Raw genomic sequence first — 17,366 nt, 5'->3', positions numbered from 1 at the left:
CGCGTTGCCGCATCGCGCGGACACGACGGGCATGAGCTGCGATCCGGCGCCTCGCGACACACCGCATCCGACGCCGCGAGCCCGCGCCGGGACCCGCCGGACAGACCCTAGCGCCAGGACAGGTCCCGGCGCCCCGGGGCGGCCGCCGGGTTCGCGGCTAGGCTGGCCGTATGACGAGCGTGATCGCGAAGGAGCTGACGATCGGGCAGCTCGCGCAGCGCAGCGGTGTCGCCCCGTCCGCCCTGCGGTTCTACGAGGAGCAGGGGCTGATCAGCAGCCGCCGCACCTCGGGCAACCAGCGCCGGTACCCGCGCGACATGCTGCGCCGCGTGGCGTTCATCCGCGTCTCGCAGAACGTGGGGATGCCGCTGGGCGTGATCCGGGAGGCGCTGGAGCGGCTGCCCGAGGGCCGCACCCCGACCCGCGACGACTGGGCGCGCGTCTCGGCGGGCTGGCGGGCCGACCTGGACGCCCGCATCCGGCGGATGGTCCGGCTGCGGGACGGCCTGACCGACTGCATCGGCTGCGGCTGCCTGTCGCTGGAGAGCTGCATGCTCGCCAACCCGTACGACGTGCTCGCCGAGTCGGGCGGCTGCGGCCCGATCCGGCTCCAGGAGGACGGGACGTGCGCGCCCTGCGACGGCGACCACGCGGAGAAGTGCGCGGACCCCGGCGCCACCGTCCGCGAGACCGTCCGGCCCTGACCCGTCCGCCGGCTCAGCCCGCCGGGGGGCCGGGCAGTGCCGGGGGCTGTCCCGTCTCCGGTGGTGGCACGGCCGCGCCGGGGAGCGCCAGGACGGCCTCCGTGCCCCCGCCGTCGGCCGGCCGCAGGGTGATGTCGCCGCCGCACTCGCGCACGGTCCTCGCCACGATCGACAGGCCGAGCCCGGAACCGGGCAGGCTCCGCGCCCCCGGCGACCGCCAGAAGCGTTCGAACACGTGCGGCAGGTCGTCGGCGGCGATGCCCGGACCGTGGTCCCGGATGCGCAGGACTCCCCCCGCGAGAGTGATCTCGACCGAGCGGTCCCGCTCGTCCTCCGTCGTGGCACCGAATTTGACCGCGTTGTCGAGGAGGTTGACCACCGCGCGTTCGAGTCCGGCCGGTTCCGCACGGACGTACCAGGGGTCGAGCGCCGCCGTCAGCGTCATGCCGTGCGCCCGCAGCCGTGCCCGCGCGACGGCGCGCTGCGCGACATCGTGCAGGCCGACGACCTCCAGCCGGCCGCTGCCCGCCGCCCGCTCGGGCCGGGACAGCTCCTGCAGGTCGCCGATCAGCACACCCAGCTCGCCGAGCTGCGCCGTCACCGACGCGAGGAGCTGCCGCCGGTCGGCCTCCGGGAGCGGTCGGCCCGTCTCCTCGCTCCGCGCGAGCAGCTCGATGTTGGTGCGCAGCGACGTCAGCGGGGTCCGCAGCTCGTGGCCCGCGTCGGCGATCAGCCGCTGCTGGAGCGCGCGGGACGACGCCAGGGCCGCCGTCATCGCGTTGAACGAGCGCGACAGCCGCGCGATCTCGTCGTCGCCCTCGACGGGGATGCGGACGTTCAGGTCCTCGGTGCGCGCGATGTGCTCGACGGCGCCGGTCAGCCGGTCCACCGGGCGCAGCCCGGCACGGGCGAGCGCGACGCCCACCCCGGTCGCGCCGACCACCCCGGCGCCCGCCACGAGCGTGAGGATGAGGGCGAGGGACCGCAGCGGCCCGTTCACGTCGTCCAGCGGGCGGGCGACCATCACCGCGGCCGGCGGGCTCGCCCCCTGCACCGGGTAGGTGAGGACGCGGTACGTCCGGCCGTCCTCGCCCTCCGCGTCGTGCAGCGCCTGCGGCTGCCGCCGCTGCGCCACCGCCACGTCGTCCCCCGACACCTCGACGGTCGTCTCGCCGTTCAGGATGCAGCTCTCGCCGGACGCCATGACGATCTGCAGCACGCTCCCGAAGGACGGCAGCCGGCGGTCCTCCGGGACGTCCGGCGCCTCCGACCAGCACTGCCCCTGCAGCCCGGGGATCGGCGCGTCGCGGTTCTCCATGAGGGTGTCGTCGAGCGACGCGCGCAACTGGTCCCGCACGATGAACCACGCCGCCGCCGCGCAGACCGCGACCGCCACCGCGACCGCGACCGACGTCAGCAGCGCGAGCCGCGACCGCAGCGGCATCTGCCGGAACCGCCACCGCGTCCGCGCGCCGCCCCTCATGTGCGCAGGACGTAGCCGACGCCCCGGACGGTGTGCAGGATGCGCGGCTCGTGGCCGGCCTCGGTCTTGCGGCGCAGGTACATGATGTAGACGTCGAGGGAGTTGGACGACGGTTCGTAGTCGAAGCCCCACACGGCGTGCAGGATCTGCTCGCGCGTGAGGACCTGGCGCGGGTGCGTGAGGAACAGTTCGAGCAGGGTGAACTCCGTCCGCGTCAGTTCCATGCGCCGCTCGCCCCGCACGACCTCGCGCGTCGCCGGGTCCATCCGCAGGTCGGCGAAGGTGAGCTGCTGCGGCGCTCCGGCGTCCGCGCCCGCCTCCGCGCCGCCGGGCACGGCGTACGCGCTGCGCCGCAGCAGGGCGCGGAGGCGGGCCAGCAGCTCGTCCAGCTCGAACGGCTTCACCAGGTAATCGTCGGCGCCCGCGTCCAGGCCGCTCACCCGGTCGCCGACGGTGTCGCGCGCGGTCAGCATGAGGATCGGCACCCGGTCGTGCGCGGAACGCAGCCGGCGGGCCGTGGTCAGCCCGTCCATCCGGGGCATCAGCACGTCGAGGACGATCGCCTCGGGATCGAACAGGTCGCGCTTCGCGAGCGCGTCCATCCCGTCGACGGCCGTCTCGACGGCGTACCCCTCGAAGGCGAGGCTGCGCCGCAGGGCCTCCCGTACGGCGGGCTCGTCATCCACGATCAGCACGCGGGCACCGTCACTCATGCACCAAGTCTCGCACCGGGCACTGCCGCGTCACGAGCCCGAGCCGGCGGAGAAGCCCAGGTCGGACAGGACGTCGATGACCGTGTTGGACGGGATCGCGAAGCCGAGGCCGGCGCTGCCCGAGTCCTCCGACGTCGAGTACATGGCGGAGTTGATGCCGACGACCTCGCCCGCCGCGTTGACGAGCGCGCCGCCCGAGTTGCCCGGGTTCAGCGAGGCGTCGGTCTGGATCGCGCGGTAGGTCGTGGTGGACGAGCCGACGTCGCCGTTGTACTGGCCGCCGCCGAACTCGAACGGCCACTCCTGGCCGCCGCTCTGGCCGCCCTGGCCCCCGAACCCGCCGCTGCCGCTGCTGCTGCTGCCGCTGTCCTCCTTGGCCACGGTCACCTCGCGGTCGAGCGCCGAGACGATACCGCTGGTCACCGTGCCGGTCAGGCCCTCGGGCGAGCCGATCGCCACGACCTCGTCGCCCACCGCCACGCTGTCGGAGTCGCCCAGCGTCGCGGCCTGGAGACCGCTCACGTCCTCGGCCTGGATGAGCGCCAGATCGCTGTCCGGGTCCGTGCCGGTCACCGTGGCGCTCGCCGTCGAACCGTCGCTGAACGTGATCTCGATCCCGGAGCCGCCCGCGTCGGCGATCACATGGTTGTTGGTGACGATCTGCCCGTCCGAGGACAGGATGACGCCGGACCCGGTGGCGCTGCCCGTCGAGATCTCCACGACGCTCGGGCTCACGGCCGCGGCGACGGAGGCGATCGTGCCGTCCACCTGCTCGGACACCGAGGTGCCCGTGACCGACCCGGACGCCGAGGTGCCGCCGTCCGAACCGTCGAGCAGCGTCGCCGTGCCGCCGCCGACCGCCGCCGCGACGATCGCCACCGCCGCCAGCAGCGCCGCCGGCCTGCCCGCCCGCCCGCGCCGCTTCCCGCGGTGCTCGGGCGCCTCCCCGATCGGGGCGTACTCCGGCACCGGGGGCACGGGCGGCGGCGGGGGGACCGGCGGGTACGCGCCGTACGCGCCGTACGTCTCCTGGTGGCCGTACTGCTGGTACGGCTCCTGGTACGGCTCGGACGTGTACCGCTCCGAGCGGTCGGTGTCCTGCCGGGGGTGCAGGGGAATCGGCTTGTACACGTGTTCGTCGCTCATGCCACCGACTCTGCGGCCGCAACATGAGAGGAATCTGAGCCGTGCCTCAGAATCCCCTGCGGATCCGCCGGCGCCCCGCCGTCACGGGCAGCCGCACGACCTGCGCAGCCGCAGCGCCACCGGGAACTGCCGCAGCCGCTCCCCCACCGGCTCGTCCTGGTCGCCGATGGCCAGGTCGAGCGCCGCGCGCGCCATCGCCTCGCGGTCGGACCCGACCGTGGTGAGCGGCGGATCGGTGAGCGCCGCCTCCTTCACGTCGTCGAACCCGGCGACGGCCAGCTCGCCCGGCACGTCGATCCGCAGCTCGCGCGCCGCCCGCAGGACGCCGATCGCCTGGTCGTCCGTGGCGCAGAAGATCGCCGGCGGCCGGTCGGGGCCGGCCAGCAGGTCGAGGGCGACGCGGTAGGAGTCGTACCGGTTGTACGGGGACAGGACGAGCCGGCCCTCCGTGTGGACGCCGGCCTCCGCCATCGCGCGGCGCCACCCCGTCACGTGGTCGGTGACCGGGTCGCCCGACTCGGGCGTGGAGTCGAGGCCGCCCATGCAGGCGACGTACCGGCAGCCGTGGTCGACCAGCAGGTGCCGCACGAGCTGCTGCGCGCCGCCGATGTCGTCCAGGACGACGGCCACGTCGTCGATGGCGTCGGGCCGGCGGTGCAGCAGCACCACGCGGGCGTCCCACGCGTCGATCTCGACGGCGGCGCCCTCGCTCGGCCCCGAGCTGATCAGCACGAGGCCCGACACCCGCATCCCGAGGAACGCCCGCAGGTAGTGGACCTCGCGCTCCTCGCGGTAGTCGGAGTTCCCGACGAGGACCATCTTCCCGCGCTCGGCCGCGGCCTGCTCGACCGCGTGCGCCATCTCCGCGAAGAACGGCTGCCGCGCGTCCGGGACGATGAGACCGATGAGGTCGGTGCGCTGCGAGGCCATCGCCTGCGCGACCCGGTCGGGGCGGTACCCCAGCTCCTTGATCGCGGCGAGCACCCGCTCGCGCGTGGCCGCCGCCACAGGGCGCGGCCCGTTGTTGATGACATAGCTGACGACGGCGGTCGACGTCCCCGCCAGCCTCGCCACATCGTCCCGTGTCACCTTGGCCACAGGCGGAGTCTACGCGCGCAGCAGGCGGCCCGGTACCGGGTTCCGCCCACTGGACGCCGGTCAACTCCGCCGGGCCGCTGCCTCCTTGACGAGCTGCTCCGCCTCGCGCGTGACGGCGCGCGCGTGGCTGTCCTCGGCCGGCTTCTCCTTCTCGGGAACGACGAAGCGGTAGCCGACGTTGCGCACGGTGCCGATCAGCGCCTCGTGCTCGGGGCCGAGCTTCGCCCGCAGCCGCCGTACGTGCACGTCGACCGTGCGGGTGCCGCCGAAGTAGTCGTAGCCCCAGACCTCCTGGAGGAGCTGCGCGCGCGTGAAGACACGGCCCGGGTGCTGCGCCAGGTACTTCAGCAGCTCGAACTCCTTGAACGTCAGGTCGAGGACCCGGCCCTTCAGCTTCGCGCTGTACGTCGCCTCGTCCACGGACAGGTCGCCGTTGCGGATCTCCATCGGGCTGTCGTCAGCCGAGAGCTGCCGGCGCCCCGTCGCGAGCCGCAGCCGCGCCTCGACCTCCGCGGGTCCCGCCGTGTCCAGCACCACGTCGTCCACGCCCCAGTCGGCGGTGACGGCGGCGAGGCCGCCCTCGGTGACGATGAGCAGCAGCGGGCAGCCGGGTCCCGTGGAGCGCAGGAGCTGGCACAGGGAACGCACCTGCGGCAGGTCCTTGCGGCCGTCGATCAGGATCACGTCGGAGCTGGGGGCGTCCACGAGGGCGGGCCCCTCGGCGGGGGCGACCCGGACGTTGTGCAGGAGCAGCTCGAGTGCGGGCAGGACGTGGGAGGAGGGCTGGAGGGCGTTGGTCAGGAGAAGCAGCGAGCTCATGTCGGGGGCGTTCCTTCCTCAGTCCTTGCGAGGGACGATCGAGCGGCTCTGCCCGTAAAGCACGAAAGGACCCTCGACGGCATCGATGCCCGGGTCCTGCTTGCCGAGCAGCATAACCGAAACATTTCGCCGGGCGCACGGGCGCATGTCACTCCCCGTTCGCGCAGCGGGTGCCACGGCGCCCCCGCGCGGGGGGCCATCATGGTGCGGCGGCCCGATACGGCGGCAGGCAGCAGACGGAAGACCGAGAAGGAAGCGGAGGCCCGATGGCCAGCGGCACGATCCGGTACTGGGCGGCGGCGAAGGCCGCGGCCGGTACGGCCGAGGAGGGGTACGAGGCCACGACGCTCGCCGGCGCCCTGGACGCGGCCCGGCGGCGGCACGCCGACCGGCCCGAGTTCGAGCGGGTGCTGCTGCGCTGCTCCTTCCTGGTGGACGGCGAGCAGGTCGGCCGCGGAACGCACGACAGCGTGCGGCTGCCGGACGGCGCGACCGTCGAGGTCCTCCCGCCGTTCGCCGGCGGTGCGCGGTGACGGCGCAGGCGGGGGTGGCTCCCCCGGCACCGCCGCGCCGGCACCGGGCGCGGTCCCCGATCATCGCGCCGGGCGCGGCCCCCGCGGCGCTGACGGCGGTCCTCGCGGCCGCGCTGGCGGCGACGGCGCCGCTCGGGCAGGCCGCGGCGCTGCCCGCCGTCGTCCTGCTCCAGGCGGTGACGGCCGCCGGCTGGTTCCGGCTGAACGGCATGTGGCCGGCGCGCCAGGGGATCGCGCTGGCGTTCGCCGGCGGTCTCGCGGCGGACGCGGCGCTGCTGCTCGCCCCCGACGACCGGCTGCCGGAGGCGCTGACGGGGGTGCTCGGCGCCTGGTTCGCGCTGATCCTGATCCTGCAGCTGCGGCACCGCGGGTCGGCGGACGAGCGGCTCGACTCGCTGACGGCGACCGCCGCGTCCACCGTGCTGACGGTCGTGGCGGGCGGGCACCTGGCGGCGGCCGGGCTCTCGGGCGGCGCCGTGGCCGCGACGGCCGCGGGCGTGGCGGCGGCGACGCTGCTGCGGGCCGTGCCGGTGCCGGTCCTGTCGTTCGTGGCGGCGCTCGCCGCGGCGGCCGGCGCGGGCGTGGCGGCCGACCGCGTGTCGGACCTCGGGCAGGAGGCGGTCGCGTTCGCGGCCGCGGGCGGCGTCGCGGCGCTGATCGGGCTGCGTGTGGCGAGTTACGACTTCCCGTCCCGCTTCGTGCACTTCACGGCCGGGGTGGCGCTGCCGCTCACGGCCGCGGCGCCCGCGGTGTACCCGCTGGTCAGGTGGTTGCTGGAGTGACCGAGCCGTGCCGGGCGGCCCGGCGGCGCGTGTAACGTCCGTGCTGCAAGCGCGCCCGGCGGACCGTCCGGTCCGTCGCAGCCGCTACGCTCACCATCGTTCGCACCACAGACCATCCCGGGGGCCGGCCCATGCGCGCACTGCGAATAAGTCTGATCATCGTCGGTGTGCTGGTGGTCCTGGGCATCGTGGCCGACCGCGTGGCCGTCTCGTACGCGGAGGGCGAGGTCGGCTCCCAGGTGCGCGACACGTACGGGCTGACGGAGGACCCGAGCGTGAAGATCCAGGGGTTCCCGTTCCTCACCCAGGCGCTGAGCCGTGAGCTGCCGCACGTGGACCTCGGCATGGACTCCTACGAGGCGACCGTCGACGGCAATGTGCTGACGGTGACCGACCTGGAGGTCGAGCTGCGGGACATCGAGGTGGAGAGCGACTTCAGCGGCGCCGTCGCCGACCGCGCCACCGGCCACGGGGTCGTCAGCTACGAGGAGCTGACGCGCGTCTACGGCGAGACGCTCGGCGCCGAGTCGAACGGCTTCGGGGTCGAGGTCGCCTACGGCGGCGAGGAGGGCAAGGTCACCCTCGTCGTGACGACCACCGTGCTGGGCCAGAAGCTGGACATCGGCGACATCCCCGGTGAGATCACCGTGGCCGACGGCCAGGTCACCCTCGACGTGGACGAGAACGACATCCCGGAGGTCGCCGGGGTGGACACGCGTGCCCTGGCCGAGGAGCAGCTCGGCACCCCCCGCTCCGTCGACGACCTGCCCCAGGGCCTTGAGCTGACCGGCCTGGTGCCCACCGAGGAGGGCCTCGTCGCGGAGATCTCGGGCAGCCATCTGACCCTCGGCTGACGGGCCCCACCGTCCGTCCCACATGGCGGACGAGCACATCTCAGCATCCGGAAGCACCGTGACAGGGGCGGGACCCCCTCCGATACGATCGCCGCATGACGCGACAGGCTGCGGGCACCCCGGCCGGGGGACTGACGAAGCGACGGGCGGTGGATCTGTGCCGCGTCGCCGCCATGCTCTGTCGCCGCGACGGCTAGATCCGGCCACGCCACCGTCCCCCACGCCCTGCCGTACCGCGGCCCCGCTCCCGGCGCCGCGCGTGCGCACGGCCACGCCATGTCCCCCGCCAGAGCGCCGAAGGAGAAAACCATGAGCCGCAGTGACGTCCTCGTTGACGCCGACTGGGTCCAGGAGCACATCGACGACCCGAAGGTCGTCCTCGTCGAGGTCGACGAGGACACCTCCGCGTACGACAAGAACCACATCCGCGGCGCGGTCCGCATCGACTGGAAGACGGAGCTGCAGGACGCCGTCCGCCGCGACTTCGTCGACCAGGCCGGCTTCGAGAAACTGCTGTCCGCCAAGGGCATCGCGAACGACGACACCGTCGTCCTGTACGGCGGCAACAACAACTGGTTCGCCGCGTACGCCTACTGGTACTTCAAGCTGTACGGCCACGCGGACGTCCGGCTGCTCGACGGCGGCCGCAAGAAGTGGGAGCTCGACGCCCGCGAGCTGGTCGAGGAGGTGCCCGAGCGCGCCGCCACCGAGTACCGCGCGCAGCCGCAGGACACCTCGATCCGCGCGTTCCGCGACGAGGTCGTCGCCGCCATCGGCACCAAGAACCTGGTCGACGTCCGCTCCCCCGACGAGTTCACCGGCAAGCTGCTCGCCCCCGCGCACCTGCCGCAGGAGCAGTCCCAGGTCGCCGGCCACATCCCGTCGGCGCGGAACATCCCGTGGTCCAAGGCGGCCAACGACGACGGCACCTTCCGTTCCGACGAGGAGCTGAAGGAGCTGTACGAGGCCGAGGGCGTGGACCTGTCGAAGGACACGATCGCCTACTGCCGCATCGGCGAGCGCTCCTCGCACACCTGGTTCGTCCTGCGCGAGCTGCTCGGCGCGCCGAACGTCAAGAACTACGACGGCTCGTGGACCGAGTACGGCTCCCTGGTGGGCGTGCCGGTCGAGACCGGTCCGGCGAAGTAGTGACGCGGCCGCCCGCGGCCGCCCCCAGCCCACGCGACCGACGCGACAGGAGAAGAAGCGCGCCATGTGCGGAGCGAAGCCAGGCGGCCCCGACGCCGCCTCCATCAAGCCCGGTGAGACCACCATCCAGGGGTCCGTCACGCGGGACGGCGAGCCGGTGAACGGCTATGTCCGGCTGCTGGACAGCACCGGCGAGTTCACGGCCGAGGTGCCGACGTCGGCGACCGGCCAGTTCCGGTTCTTCGCCGCCGAGGGGACCTGGACGCTGCGCGCGCTGGTGCCCGGCGCGACGGTGGACCGGAAGGTCGTCGCCCAGCGCGGCGGCCTCACGGAGGTCACCATCGCCGTGTGAGGCGGCGCGTCACCACGTGCGCGAAGGCCGTGCCCGGTCCGGGCGCGGCCTTCGTCGTATCCCCCGATGCGATCCCGTCGGTCCCGGTGGCGGGCCGGCCCGGTGATCGGCTCGATGACTGATCGGCAGTGATCGGCAGTGGTCAGTAGACGAGCGCCCGTACGCCATCGGGCATGATCTCGCTCACGAAGACCTGTGCCCCGGCGATGCGTACGCCGTCCATCACATCCTCCTCCTCGATGCCCCTGCGGGCGGCGCACTGGGTGCACACCGTGATCCGGCCGCCCGCCATGACGCCGGCGATCAGGTCGGGCAGCGGCGCCGCGTGCGGCAGGGTGAACTCCGCCGCACGGCCGGGCAGCGCGAACCACGCGGACTCCCCCGTGAGCCAGAGCGAGACCTCCACTCCGGACGCGGCGGCGACCGCCGCCACGGTGAAGCCCTGCGAGCACCGCTCGGGGGCGTCGGCCCCCGCCGTCAGTTTGATCACCAGTTTCTCGGCCATGGCGGCACCGTAACCCCGGCTACACCGCTATCGCGTCGTGCCGCAGATGGCGCAGACCCAGTCGCCGGCCGGCCCCTGGTGCATCATTCCGCCACAGTTCGGACAATTCATGATCACATCCTTTCCACGCGCTTAGACGCGCGTCGAGCCAAACGCGTTCAGCCGCAGTGATCACGGAACGGTCAAGGCCGCGCCCGTCGCCGCGTAGGCCCCGGGCGGCCCACCCTCAGTGAGCTTCCCCGAAAGCCGGGGACTAGACTCACCGCGAGACCGTAAATTGTCGTGGCGTACCGCAGGCGTACGTCGCCACGCGTCGCAAGGAGCTCCCGTGCTGGAGGCATTCTTCATCACCCTCATGTGCCTGGTCATCGTCGGCACCGCCGCGTTCACCGGCCTCGTCGTGATGAAGCTCTACCAGGGCCAGCGCTGATCCGATGATCGAGATCCCGTCCGACCTGCACCCCGGCCTGGTCCCGCTCGCGTTCCTGCTCGGCACCTGGCAGGGCGCCGGCGTCGCCGCGCTGAACGCCGAGCGCACCGGTCCCGGCGAGGAGTCCTGCAACTTCGGGCAGGAGGTCACCTTCGCGCACGACGGCCGCCCCTTCCTCGAGTACGCCTCGCGGACCTGGCAGCTCGACGACGAGGGCAACCGCACCGAGCCCCTGGAGTCCGAGCACGGCTACTGGCGCGTGACCGACCGGCAGGTCGAGGTCGTCATGGTCCGCGACCAGGGTGTCGTCGAGATCTGGTACGGCGAACTGGCCGAGGGCAAGCCGCAGATCGACCTCGTGACGGACGCCGTCGCCCGGACGGCCGCGGCGCCCCCGTACAGCGGCGGCAAGCGCCTCTACGGCTATGTGAACGGCGACCTCCTGTGGGTCGGCGAGAAGTCCACGCCGGACACCCCGCTGCGCCCGTACATGTCGGCACAGCTCAAGAAGACGGTGAACCCGCGGGAGTGGGTCGCGGACCTGAAGGACCTGCCGGACGACGGCATCGCGTTCTTCCGCTGACCGGCACCCCCGCGGGCACGCTCACAGCGCCCGGGAGGCGCCCCCGTCCACGGCGACCAGCGAGCCGGTCACGTAGCTCGCCGCCGGTGACAGCAGGAACGCCGCCGTCCGCCCGAACTCGTCGGGCTCCCCGTAGCGGCCCAGCGGGATGCCGGCGACCGCGCGCTCGCGCGCGCCGGGGCCGCCCGCCTCGTCCAGTTGCACCATCCGGTCGGTGGCGATGCGGCCCGGCAGCAGCCCGACGACCCGGACCCCGCGCGGCCCGAACTCGTCCGCCATGTCCTTGGCGACCATCGCGAGCCCGGGGCGCAGCCCGTTGGAGATCCCGAGCCCGGTGATGGGCGAGCGCGCCGATCCGGACAGCACGAGCCCGATCGCGCCGCCCTCCGTCAGCCGGGCCGCGACCGTCCTGGCGGTCCGCACGGCGCCGAGGAACACGCTCTCGAACGCCGCGCGCCACTGCTCGTCGCTCGCCCCGGCCGCCGTCGCCGGGGGCGGGCCGCCGACCGAGACGAGCGCCCCGTCGAGGCGGCCGAACGTCTCCAGGGCGAGGTCCACGAGCCGTCCCGGCGCCGCCGGGTCGGCGAGGTCGGCGACCGTGCCCACGGCGCGGCCGGAGCCCCCGAGCGCCGCCACGGCCTCCTGCACGCGTTCCGCGTCGCGCGCGGAGGTGACGACCCGGGCGCCCTCGGCGACCAGCGCCGCGGCCGTCGCGCGGCCGAGGCCCCTGCTGCCGCCGGTGACGACGTAGACCTGTCCGGACAGACCGAGATCCATACCGCTGCGCTCCTGTTCCTGTCGCACGTCCTGCTGCCGGTGGCGGGCGCGCCGGCCCGCCACCGGCAGCATCTCCCGGCCGGGCCGCCCGGGACAACGCGCAAACGTTCGTGGCGTCCTTACGGCGGTTTGACACGCTCCGGAGCAGGATGGGCACCGCCTCCTCGCACGGACCCCGCTCCATCCCCTCGGACGGGGTCCGTGCCCTCCCGCCGTCCGGCGGCGCCGGCACCCCCGGCGTCCTCCTACACTGGGTTTTGTGGTGACCACCGACTGGCAGACCGATCTGCGCGCCCGCGGGTACCGGCTGACGCCGCAGCGCCAGCTCGTGCTGGAGGCCGTCGACACCCTGGAGCACTCCACCCCCGAGGACATCCTGACCGAGGTCCGCAAGTCGGCGGCCGGCGTCAACATCTCCACCGTCTACCGCACGCTGGAGCTGCTGGAGGAGCTGGGGCTCGTCTCCCACGCCCACCTGGGCCACGGCGCGCCCACGTACCACCTGGCCGAGCGGCACGACCACCTGCACCTGATGTGCCGCGACTGCGGCGAGGTGCTGGAGGCCGACCTCGACGTGGCCGGCCCGTTCGCGGAGCGGCTGCGGGAGCGCTTCGGGTTCGAGACGGACCTGCGGCACTTCGCGATCTTCGGGCGGTGCGCGAAGTGCACAGCCGCTCCCGGTGACGGGGACGGCGGCGGGGCCGCGGAGTGACGGGCGGGCGCCGCCGGGGCGCGGCGTAGGCTGGCCGCATGCCGTCGTACACGAGTCCGCTGCTGTCCCTGCCCGGAGCCGTGGCCGCCGAGAGCCCGGACACCGGGGTCGCCGCCCACTACGGCGACCTGTTCAAGGAGCAGCGCGCCCTCGACCGCGGCGAGGGATTCGTCGACCTGTCGCACCGCGCGGTCGTCACCGTCTCGGGGCCCGACCGGCTGAGCTGGCTGCACCTGCTGCTGACCCAGCACGTCGCCGACCTGGCGCCGGGCCACGCGACCGAGGCGCTGATCCTCTCCCCGAAGGGCCACATCGAGCACGCGCTGTACCTCGTGGACGACGGGGAGACGGTGTGGGCGCACACCGAGCCCGGCGCGGCGGACGCGCTGCTCGCCTACCTGCGGTCCATGGTCTTCTTCTACCGCGTGGAACTCGCCGACCGGACGGACGCGTTCGCCGTGGTCCACCTGCCGGCGGGGTCGATCGCGACCGTGCCGGACGGCGCCGTGGTGCGCGAGACGGCATGGGGACGCGACGTGTTCCTGCCGCGCGCCGCACTCGGTGACTTCGCCGCGGCGAACGGGCCGGCCGCCGGCGTCCTCGCGTACGAGGCGCTGCGCGTCGCGGGCCACCGGCCGCGCCTCGGCCGGGAGACGGACCACCGGACCATCCCGCACGAACTGGGCTGGCTCGACAGCGCCGTGCACCTGGACAAGGGCTGCTACCGGGGGCAGGAGACCGTCGCCCGGGTCCAGAACCTGGGCCGTCCGCCGCGACGGCTCGTCTTCCTCCACCTGGACGGCAGCGAGGTGAGCCTCCCGGAGCACGGCGACCCGGTGCGGCTGGCGTCGGACGGCCCCGAGGGGCGGGCCCTGGGCACCGTCACGTCGTCGGCGCGCCACCACGAGCTGGGGCCGATCGCGCTGGCCGTGATCAAGCGGAACGTGCCCGCCGACGCGGTGCTGCTCGCCGGGACGACGCCGGCGGCGCAGGAGACGATCGTCGAGCCCTGAGCCGCCGTACCGGTGGCCGCCGCGCCCGGTCAGATCTCCAGGAGCACGGTGAACGGGCCGTCGTTCGTCAGGGTCAGGCGCATGTCGGCGCCGAACCGCCCGGTGGCCACCTCGGCGCCCAGTGCGCGGAGTTCGCCGCACACGGCGTCCACGAGCGGCTCGGCCGTCCCGCCCGGCGCCGCGGCCTGCCAGGTCGGGCGGCGGCCCTTCCGGGCGTCACCGTAGAGGGTGAACTGCGAGACGACGAGCAGGGGCGCCCCGGTGTCCGAACACGACCGCTCGTCCGCGAGGACGCGGAGGGTCCACAGCTTGCGGGCGAGGCGCGCCGCGGTCTCCGGCGTGTCGTCGTGCGTGGCGCCCACCAGCACACAGAGACCTTGGCCCACGATCTCACCGACCGTCTCGCCCGCCACCTCGACCCGCGCGCCGTCCACACGCTGCACCACCGCTCGCATGCGCCCCATGATGCCGGACGGCCGGTACGCGTCGGTGTGCCAGCCGGATGGGTGCCACGACGCTGCACGCGGTGGGTACGGAGTGACACGATGCGTATCACGGAGGTACGCACCGCACCGCATGGGGACGAGGGGACACAACCGAATGATCACACCAGGCCCGGATCTCTGCCCGCCCGTGGAGCAGCCGGATCTGCGGACGCTGCGCCTGTCCGAACTGCGGGACGTGCGGCGTTCGGCCCAGCGGGAGGAGGCGGATCTGAGCTTCGTGCGGCGTCTGCTCCAGGGGCGCATCGACATCCTGGAGGCGGAGCGGCGGCGGCGGATCGCGCAGGACCGCGAGGTGCTCGACCAGTTGCCGAGGATCCTGGCCGACGGACCGGCGCGGCAGCGGTCGTCCGCGCGGCACGTGACGCTGCGGCCGCCCGCGGACGGCGTGTACCTGCGGCTCGCGGAGGAGATCCTCGGTCCCGTGCAGTGGTCGGATCTCGGCGCGCTGGACGACGAGGAGCTGCGGGCGGCGCTGGAGCGGCTCGCGGGGTACGAGGCGCAGGTGTCGCGGCGGCGGCAGTCGCTGCACCGTACGGCGGACGGCTGCGGCGCGGAGATCGCCCGCAGGTACCGTGAGGGGGAGGCGCAGGTCGAGGATCTGCTGACCTGACCCCGTTCCTCCGAGACCACCGAGGGTGCGCGCATGTCCGGTTCCGCCGCTGTTCTGGCCGAGGTCGTGAGGTCCGGTTTCGTGGAGGGGCGGCACCGGGGGGCGCTGGTGGTGCTGGGGGCCGACGGCTCGGTGGTCCGCGTGGTGGGCGACCCGGAGCTGCCCGTCTTCCCCCGGTCGAGCAACAAGCCGATGCAGGCGGCGGGCGTGCTGCGGGCGGGGCTCCCGCTGTCGGGGGAACGGCTCGCGCTCGCGGCGGCGAGCCACGCGGGCGAGGACTTCCACCGTGAGCTGGCGGCGCGCATGCTCGCCGAGCACGGGCTCACGGAGGCGGCCCTGCGCTGCCCGCCCGAGGGCGGCAGCCGGCTGGCCATGAACTGCTCGGGCAAGCACGCGGCCATGCTCGCCGCCTGCGCGGTGAACGGCTGGCCCACCGAGTCGTACACCGACCCGGGCCACCCCCTCCAGGTGCTGATCCGCGAGACCGCCGAGGCGGCCACGGGCGAGCCGGTCGCGCACACCGGGGTGGACGGCTGCGGGGCGCCGCTGTTCGCGTTCTCGCTGACGGGGCTGGCGCGGGCGTTCCGTGCGTTCGTCCTGGCCGCGCCGGACACGCCGGAGCGGCGCGTGGCGGACGCGATGCGCGCGCACCCGGAGTACGTCGGCGGCACCGCGCGGGCCGACTCGCTGCTGATGCGGGCGGTGCCCGGGGTGCTGTCGAAGGCGGGCGCCGAGGGCGTGCAGGCGGTGGCGCTGCCGGACGGGCGGGCGCTGGCCTTCAAGGTGGAGGACGGCGCGGCGCGGGCGCGGGGCCCGGTGCTGGCGTCCGTGCTGCGGTCGCTCGACGTGCCGGTCCCCGGGCCGGCGGCCGGGGCGCTCGTCTCCGCGGTGGAGGGCGGGGGCCGCGTGGTGGGCGAGGTGCGGGCCGTCGTCTGAGGCGCCGGGGAATTCCGTGGCCCGGCCGCGGGGGTGCGTCGTAGGCTGCCCGGCATGCCGCTGCTCAGCCGTTCCGTCGCCGACGATCCCGCCGCCATCGACGCCTGGCTGCGCGCCAAGCACACCGGGTTCCTCGTGTCCGCGCCGCTGTCGGACGAGGAGCTGGCCGAGCGGCGCGAGCGGACGGACTTCTCGCGGGGGCGCGGCGTCTTCGACGGCGACCGCTGCGTCGCGACGTTCCGCAGCTTCGACCAGGAGCTGACGGTGCCGGGGGGCGGCGTCGTCCGGTCGAACGCGGTGTCCGGCGTGACGGTGACCGGCACGCACCGCAGGCGCGGCCTGCTGACCGGCATGATGACCGAGGACCTCGCGGCGGCCCGGGAGCGGGGCGACACCGTGGCGACGCTGATCGCGGCGGAGTGGCGCATCTACGGGCGGTTCGGCTTCGGCCCCGCGGCCGGCTTCACCCAGTGGCGGGTGGACGTGCCCCTCGCCGGTCTCGGGGGCCGCCGCGCGGACACCGGCGCCGGGGGGAGCGTCGCCCTGGTGGACGGCGCCGCGGTGCGGGAGCTGGGGCCGGGTGTGTACGAGCGGCTGCGGCCGCAGCGGCCCGGTACGGTCACGCGGCCACCGCTGTACTGGGAGCGCCTGACGGGCGCCGTCCGTTTCCAGCCCGGCCCGTGGGTGGAGCCGTTCCACGCCGTCCACCGGGACGCGGACGGCGTCGCGCAGGGGCTCGTCACCTTCCGCGTCGACGACGTGTGGACGGACGACATGCCCGCGAACGTCGCGCGCGTCGAGCAGCTCGTCGCCGCCACGCCGGAGGCCGAGCGCGCCCTGTGGGGTTTCCTGCTGGGCCTCGACTGGGTGCGGACCGTGAAGTCGGGCGAGGCGCCGCACGACTCCCTCCTGCCCCTGCTGCTGCCGAACGCGCGCGCCGCGGTCATCGACCGGCGGAGCGACCTGCTGTGGCTGCGACCGCTGGACACGGCCGGGATGCTTGCGGCCAGGACGTACGGTGCCGAGGGCGAGCTGGTGCTTGACGTGCGCGATCCGCTCGGCCTGGCCGGCGGGCGGTTCCTGCTGTCGGCCTCCCCGGAGGGCGTGACGGCGGCGCCGACGGACCGGGACGCCGATCTGACGCTGGACACGGGCGCCCTCGCGCGTTTGTACCTGGGGGACGAGTCGGCGGTGCGGCTCGCGGCCGCCGGGCTGATCGAGGCGGGACGCGCGGAGGCGCCGGCCCGTGCGGATCAGCTCTTCCGCACGGACCGGCGCCCGTGGTGCCCCGACGACTTCTGACGCGTCCCGACCCGTCCCTGGCGTCCTCGGACCCCTTTCGGCGGTCCGGCGCGCGCCGCTGTCATATGGCTGTCACTCTCGGCCCGTCCCCGGTCACAGGCTGGTGAGGACCAGCGTCGCCAGCACGGATGTGCCGACGCAGGTGCAGGTGAAGTTCCGCCTGCCGAGACCGGTCCGCAGAATCAGCAGACCGATCAGCCCCGCGAACCCGAGGTGCCCCTCGATCGCCCTCTCCAGCGCGATGCCGAGGGCGGCCACGACGATCGTCGACACGAGCATTGCGTCCCTCCTTACATCACGACAACATGAAAGAAGTCCTTCGAAGTTGGTGAAGTTGTCCACCAACTACATGCTTGTTT

The 17,366-nt window shown here is 74.0% G+C and carries 22 protein-coding genes; 13 read left to right on the top strand and 9 right to left on the bottom strand.

Annotated features, from left to right (window positions below):
• Positions 1-170 precede the first annotated feature (170 nt).
• Entirely contained in the window at positions 171-704 is a 534-nt protein-coding gene (gene soxR / locus EMA09_RS16515; protein ID WP_129841790.1) for a redox-sensitive transcriptional activator SoxR, read from the top strand.
• Between the two features lie 13 nt (positions 705-717).
• Here soxR and EMA09_RS16510 read toward each other — a convergent pair whose 3' ends face one another.
• The 5 genes from EMA09_RS16510 to EMA09_RS16490 form a co-directional block, all read right to left on the bottom strand.
• Positions 718-2,148: a HAMP domain-containing sensor histidine kinase gene (locus EMA09_RS16510; protein ID WP_346655837.1), complete on the bottom strand. Its 1,431-nt coding sequence runs from the start codon at positions 2,146-2,148 to the stop codon at positions 718-720.
• A 35-nt stretch (positions 2,149-2,183) separates the two neighbouring features.
• Positions 2,184-2,900, bottom strand: a complete 717-nt coding sequence (locus EMA09_RS16505) for a response regulator transcription factor (protein ID WP_129841788.1) — start codon at positions 2,898-2,900, stop codon at positions 2,184-2,186.
• A 30-nt stretch (positions 2,901-2,930) separates the two neighbouring features.
• Entirely contained in the window at positions 2,931-4,046 is a 1,116-nt protein-coding gene (locus tag EMA09_RS16500) for a trypsin-like peptidase domain-containing protein (protein WP_129841787.1), read from the bottom strand.
• Positions 4,047-4,127: 81 nt separating this feature from the next.
• Positions 4,128-5,144: a LacI family DNA-binding transcriptional regulator gene (locus tag EMA09_RS16495; protein WP_129841786.1), complete on the bottom strand. Its 1,017-nt coding sequence runs from the start codon at positions 5,142-5,144 to the stop codon at positions 4,128-4,130.
• 60 nt (positions 5,145-5,204) lie between these two features.
• Entirely contained in the window at positions 5,205-5,963 is a 759-nt protein-coding gene (locus EMA09_RS16490) for a response regulator transcription factor (protein ID WP_129841785.1), read from the bottom strand.
• A gap of 266 nt (positions 5,964-6,229) precedes the next feature.
• Here EMA09_RS16490 and EMA09_RS16485 point away from each other — a divergent pair, with 266 nt between their 5' ends.
• From EMA09_RS16485 to EMA09_RS16465, 6 genes are all read left to right on the top strand, one after another.
• Positions 6,230-6,496, top strand: a complete 267-nt coding sequence (locus tag EMA09_RS16485; RefSeq protein ID WP_129841784.1) for a MoaD/ThiS family protein — start codon at positions 6,230-6,232, stop codon at positions 6,494-6,496.
• Between the two features lie 14 nt (positions 6,497-6,510).
• The gene (locus EMA09_RS16480; protein WP_129841783.1) at positions 6,511-7,278 is read left to right on the top strand and encodes a hypothetical protein; all 768 of its coding nucleotides are present in this window, start codon (positions 6,511-6,513) and stop codon (positions 7,276-7,278) included.
• Between the two features lie 131 nt (positions 7,279-7,409).
• Positions 7,410-8,132 carry a DUF2993 domain-containing protein gene (locus tag EMA09_RS16475; protein WP_129841782.1) on the top strand — a complete coding sequence of 241 codons (723 nt, stop codon included), beginning with the start codon at positions 7,410-7,412 and terminating at the stop codon, positions 8,130-8,132.
• 95 nt (positions 8,133-8,227) lie between these two features.
• Positions 8,228-8,329, top strand: coding sequence for a putative leader peptide (locus tag EMA09_RS29470; RefSeq protein ID WP_346655836.1), 102 nt, complete (start codon positions 8,228-8,230; stop codon positions 8,327-8,329).
• 112 nt (positions 8,330-8,441) lie between these two features.
• Positions 8,442-9,281, top strand: a complete 840-nt coding sequence (locus tag EMA09_RS16470) for a sulfurtransferase (protein ID WP_129841781.1) — start codon at positions 8,442-8,444, stop codon at positions 9,279-9,281.
• Positions 9,282-9,345: 64 nt separating this feature from the next.
• The gene (locus EMA09_RS16465; protein WP_129841780.1) at positions 9,346-9,633 is read left to right on the top strand and encodes a DUF1416 domain-containing protein; all 288 of its coding nucleotides are present in this window, start codon (positions 9,346-9,348) and stop codon (positions 9,631-9,633) included.
• 142 nt (positions 9,634-9,775) lie between these two features.
• Here the strand turns inward: EMA09_RS16465 and EMA09_RS16460 are convergent, their stop codons facing one another.
• The gene (locus EMA09_RS16460; protein WP_129841779.1) at positions 9,776-10,138 is read right to left on the bottom strand and encodes a DsrE family protein; all 363 of its coding nucleotides are present in this window, start codon (positions 10,136-10,138) and stop codon (positions 9,776-9,778) included.
• A 434-nt stretch (positions 10,139-10,572) separates the two neighbouring features.
• Between EMA09_RS16460 and EMA09_RS16455 the strand changes: the two genes are divergently transcribed.
• Positions 10,573-11,151, top strand: a complete 579-nt coding sequence (locus EMA09_RS16455; protein WP_129841778.1) for an FABP family protein — start codon at positions 10,573-10,575, stop codon at positions 11,149-11,151.
• 21 nt (positions 11,152-11,172) lie between these two features.
• Here EMA09_RS16455 and EMA09_RS16450 read toward each other — a convergent pair whose 3' ends face one another.
• Positions 11,173-11,928 carry an SDR family oxidoreductase gene (locus tag EMA09_RS16450; RefSeq protein ID WP_129841777.1) on the bottom strand — a complete coding sequence of 252 codons (756 nt, stop codon included), beginning with the start codon at positions 11,926-11,928 and terminating at the stop codon, positions 11,173-11,175.
• A gap of 259 nt (positions 11,929-12,187) precedes the next feature.
• Between EMA09_RS16450 and EMA09_RS16445 the strand changes: the two genes are divergently transcribed.
• Positions 12,188-12,640: a transcriptional repressor gene (locus EMA09_RS16445; RefSeq protein ID WP_129841776.1), complete on the top strand. Its 453-nt coding sequence runs from the start codon at positions 12,188-12,190 to the stop codon at positions 12,638-12,640.
• 38 nt (positions 12,641-12,678) lie between these two features.
• Positions 12,679-13,653: a glycine cleavage T C-terminal barrel domain-containing protein gene (locus EMA09_RS16440; RefSeq protein WP_129841775.1), complete on the top strand. Its 975-nt coding sequence runs from the start codon at positions 12,679-12,681 to the stop codon at positions 13,651-13,653.
• A gap of 29 nt (positions 13,654-13,682) precedes the next feature.
• Here the strand turns inward: EMA09_RS16440 and dtd are convergent, their stop codons facing one another.
• Positions 13,683-14,108 (bottom strand): D-aminoacyl-tRNA deacylase, encoded by a 426-nt coding sequence (dtd, locus tag EMA09_RS16435; protein ID WP_129841774.1) that lies wholly within the window; start codon positions 14,106-14,108, stop codon positions 13,683-13,685.
• Between the two features lie 145 nt (positions 14,109-14,253).
• Here dtd and EMA09_RS16430 point away from each other — a divergent pair, with 145 nt between their 5' ends.
• The 3 genes from EMA09_RS16430 to EMA09_RS16420 are packed head-to-tail and all read left to right on the top strand — an operon-like array spanning position 14,254 to position 17,007.
• The gene (locus EMA09_RS16430) at positions 14,254-14,769 is read left to right on the top strand and encodes an ABC transporter substrate-binding protein (RefSeq protein ID WP_240796429.1); all 516 of its coding nucleotides are present in this window, start codon (positions 14,254-14,256) and stop codon (positions 14,767-14,769) included.
• 33 nt (positions 14,770-14,802) lie between these two features.
• Positions 14,803-15,705 (top strand): asparaginase, encoded by a 903-nt coding sequence (locus EMA09_RS16425; protein WP_129841772.1) that lies wholly within the window; start codon positions 14,803-14,805, stop codon positions 15,703-15,705.
• A gap of 54 nt (positions 15,706-15,759) precedes the next feature.
• Complete coding sequence (locus tag EMA09_RS16420; RefSeq protein ID WP_129841771.1) at positions 15,760-17,007, top strand: GNAT family N-acetyltransferase; 1,248 nt, start codon at positions 15,760-15,762, stop codon at positions 17,005-17,007.
• 93 nt (positions 17,008-17,100) lie between these two features.
• Here EMA09_RS16420 and EMA09_RS16415 read toward each other — a convergent pair whose 3' ends face one another.
• The gene (locus tag EMA09_RS16415) at positions 17,101-17,286 is read right to left on the bottom strand and encodes a hypothetical protein (protein WP_129841770.1); all 186 of its coding nucleotides are present in this window, start codon (positions 17,284-17,286) and stop codon (positions 17,101-17,103) included.
• Between the last annotated feature and the right edge of the window lie 80 nt (positions 17,287-17,366).

Origin of the sequence: Streptomyces sp. RFCAC02 (genome assembly GCF_004193175.1) — a bacterium.
Classification (GTDB): Bacteria; Actinomycetota; Actinomycetes; order Streptomycetales; family Streptomycetaceae; genus Streptomyces.
This window is presented reverse-complemented; position numbering and strand designations above follow the sequence as displayed.

What these genes read in the sequence shown, in the direction of transcription:
- soxR (WP_129841790.1), top strand. Translation starts at nt 171, where the DNA reads ATGACGAGCGTGATCGCGAAGGAGCTGACGATCGGGCAGCTCGCGCAG.
- EMA09_RS16510 (WP_346655837.1), bottom strand. Translation starts at nt 2,148, where the DNA reads ATGCCGCTGCGGTCGCGGCTCGCGCTGCTGACGTCGGTCGCGGTCGCG.
- EMA09_RS16505 (WP_129841788.1), bottom strand. Translation starts at nt 2,900, where the DNA reads ATGAGTGACGGTGCCCGCGTGCTGATCGTGGATGACGAGCCCGCCGTA.
- EMA09_RS16500 (WP_129841787.1), bottom strand. Translation starts at nt 4,046, where the DNA reads ATGAGCGACGAACACGTGTACAAGCCGATTCCCCTGCACCCCCGGCAG.
- EMA09_RS16490 (WP_129841785.1), bottom strand. Translation starts at nt 5,963, where the DNA reads ATGAGCTCGCTGCTTCTCCTGACCAACGCCCTCCAGCCCTCCTCCCAC.
- EMA09_RS16485 (WP_129841784.1), top strand. Translation starts at nt 6,230, where the DNA reads ATGGCCAGCGGCACGATCCGGTACTGGGCGGCGGCGAAGGCCGCGGCC.
- EMA09_RS16475 (WP_129841782.1), top strand. Translation starts at nt 7,410, where the DNA reads ATGCGCGCACTGCGAATAAGTCTGATCATCGTCGGTGTGCTGGTGGTC.
- EMA09_RS29470 (WP_346655836.1), top strand. Translation starts at nt 8,228, where the DNA reads ATGACGCGACAGGCTGCGGGCACCCCGGCCGGGGGACTGACGAAGCGA.
- EMA09_RS16470 (WP_129841781.1), top strand. Translation starts at nt 8,442, where the DNA reads ATGAGCCGCAGTGACGTCCTCGTTGACGCCGACTGGGTCCAGGAGCAC.
- EMA09_RS16465 (WP_129841780.1), top strand. Translation starts at nt 9,346, where the DNA reads ATGTGCGGAGCGAAGCCAGGCGGCCCCGACGCCGCCTCCATCAAGCCC.
- EMA09_RS16460 (WP_129841779.1), bottom strand. Translation starts at nt 10,138, where the DNA reads ATGGCCGAGAAACTGGTGATCAAACTGACGGCGGGGGCCGACGCCCCC.
- EMA09_RS16455 (WP_129841778.1), top strand. Translation starts at nt 10,573, where the DNA reads ATGATCGAGATCCCGTCCGACCTGCACCCCGGCCTGGTCCCGCTCGCG.
- EMA09_RS16450 (WP_129841777.1), bottom strand. Translation starts at nt 11,928, where the DNA reads ATGGATCTCGGTCTGTCCGGACAGGTCTACGTCGTCACCGGCGGCAGC.
- EMA09_RS16440 (WP_129841775.1), top strand. Translation starts at nt 12,679, where the DNA reads ATGCCGTCGTACACGAGTCCGCTGCTGTCCCTGCCCGGAGCCGTGGCC.
- dtd (WP_129841774.1), bottom strand. Translation starts at nt 14,108, where the DNA reads ATGCGAGCGGTGGTGCAGCGTGTGGACGGCGCGCGGGTCGAGGTGGCG.
- EMA09_RS16430 (WP_240796429.1), top strand. Translation starts at nt 14,254, where the DNA reads ATGATCACACCAGGCCCGGATCTCTGCCCGCCCGTGGAGCAGCCGGAT.
- EMA09_RS16425 (WP_129841772.1), top strand. Translation starts at nt 14,803, where the DNA reads ATGTCCGGTTCCGCCGCTGTTCTGGCCGAGGTCGTGAGGTCCGGTTTC.
- EMA09_RS16420 (WP_129841771.1), top strand. Translation starts at nt 15,760, where the DNA reads ATGCCGCTGCTCAGCCGTTCCGTCGCCGACGATCCCGCCGCCATCGAC.
- EMA09_RS16415 (WP_129841770.1), bottom strand. Translation starts at nt 17,286, where the DNA reads ATGCTCGTGTCGACGATCGTCGTGGCCGCCCTCGGCATCGCGCTGGAG.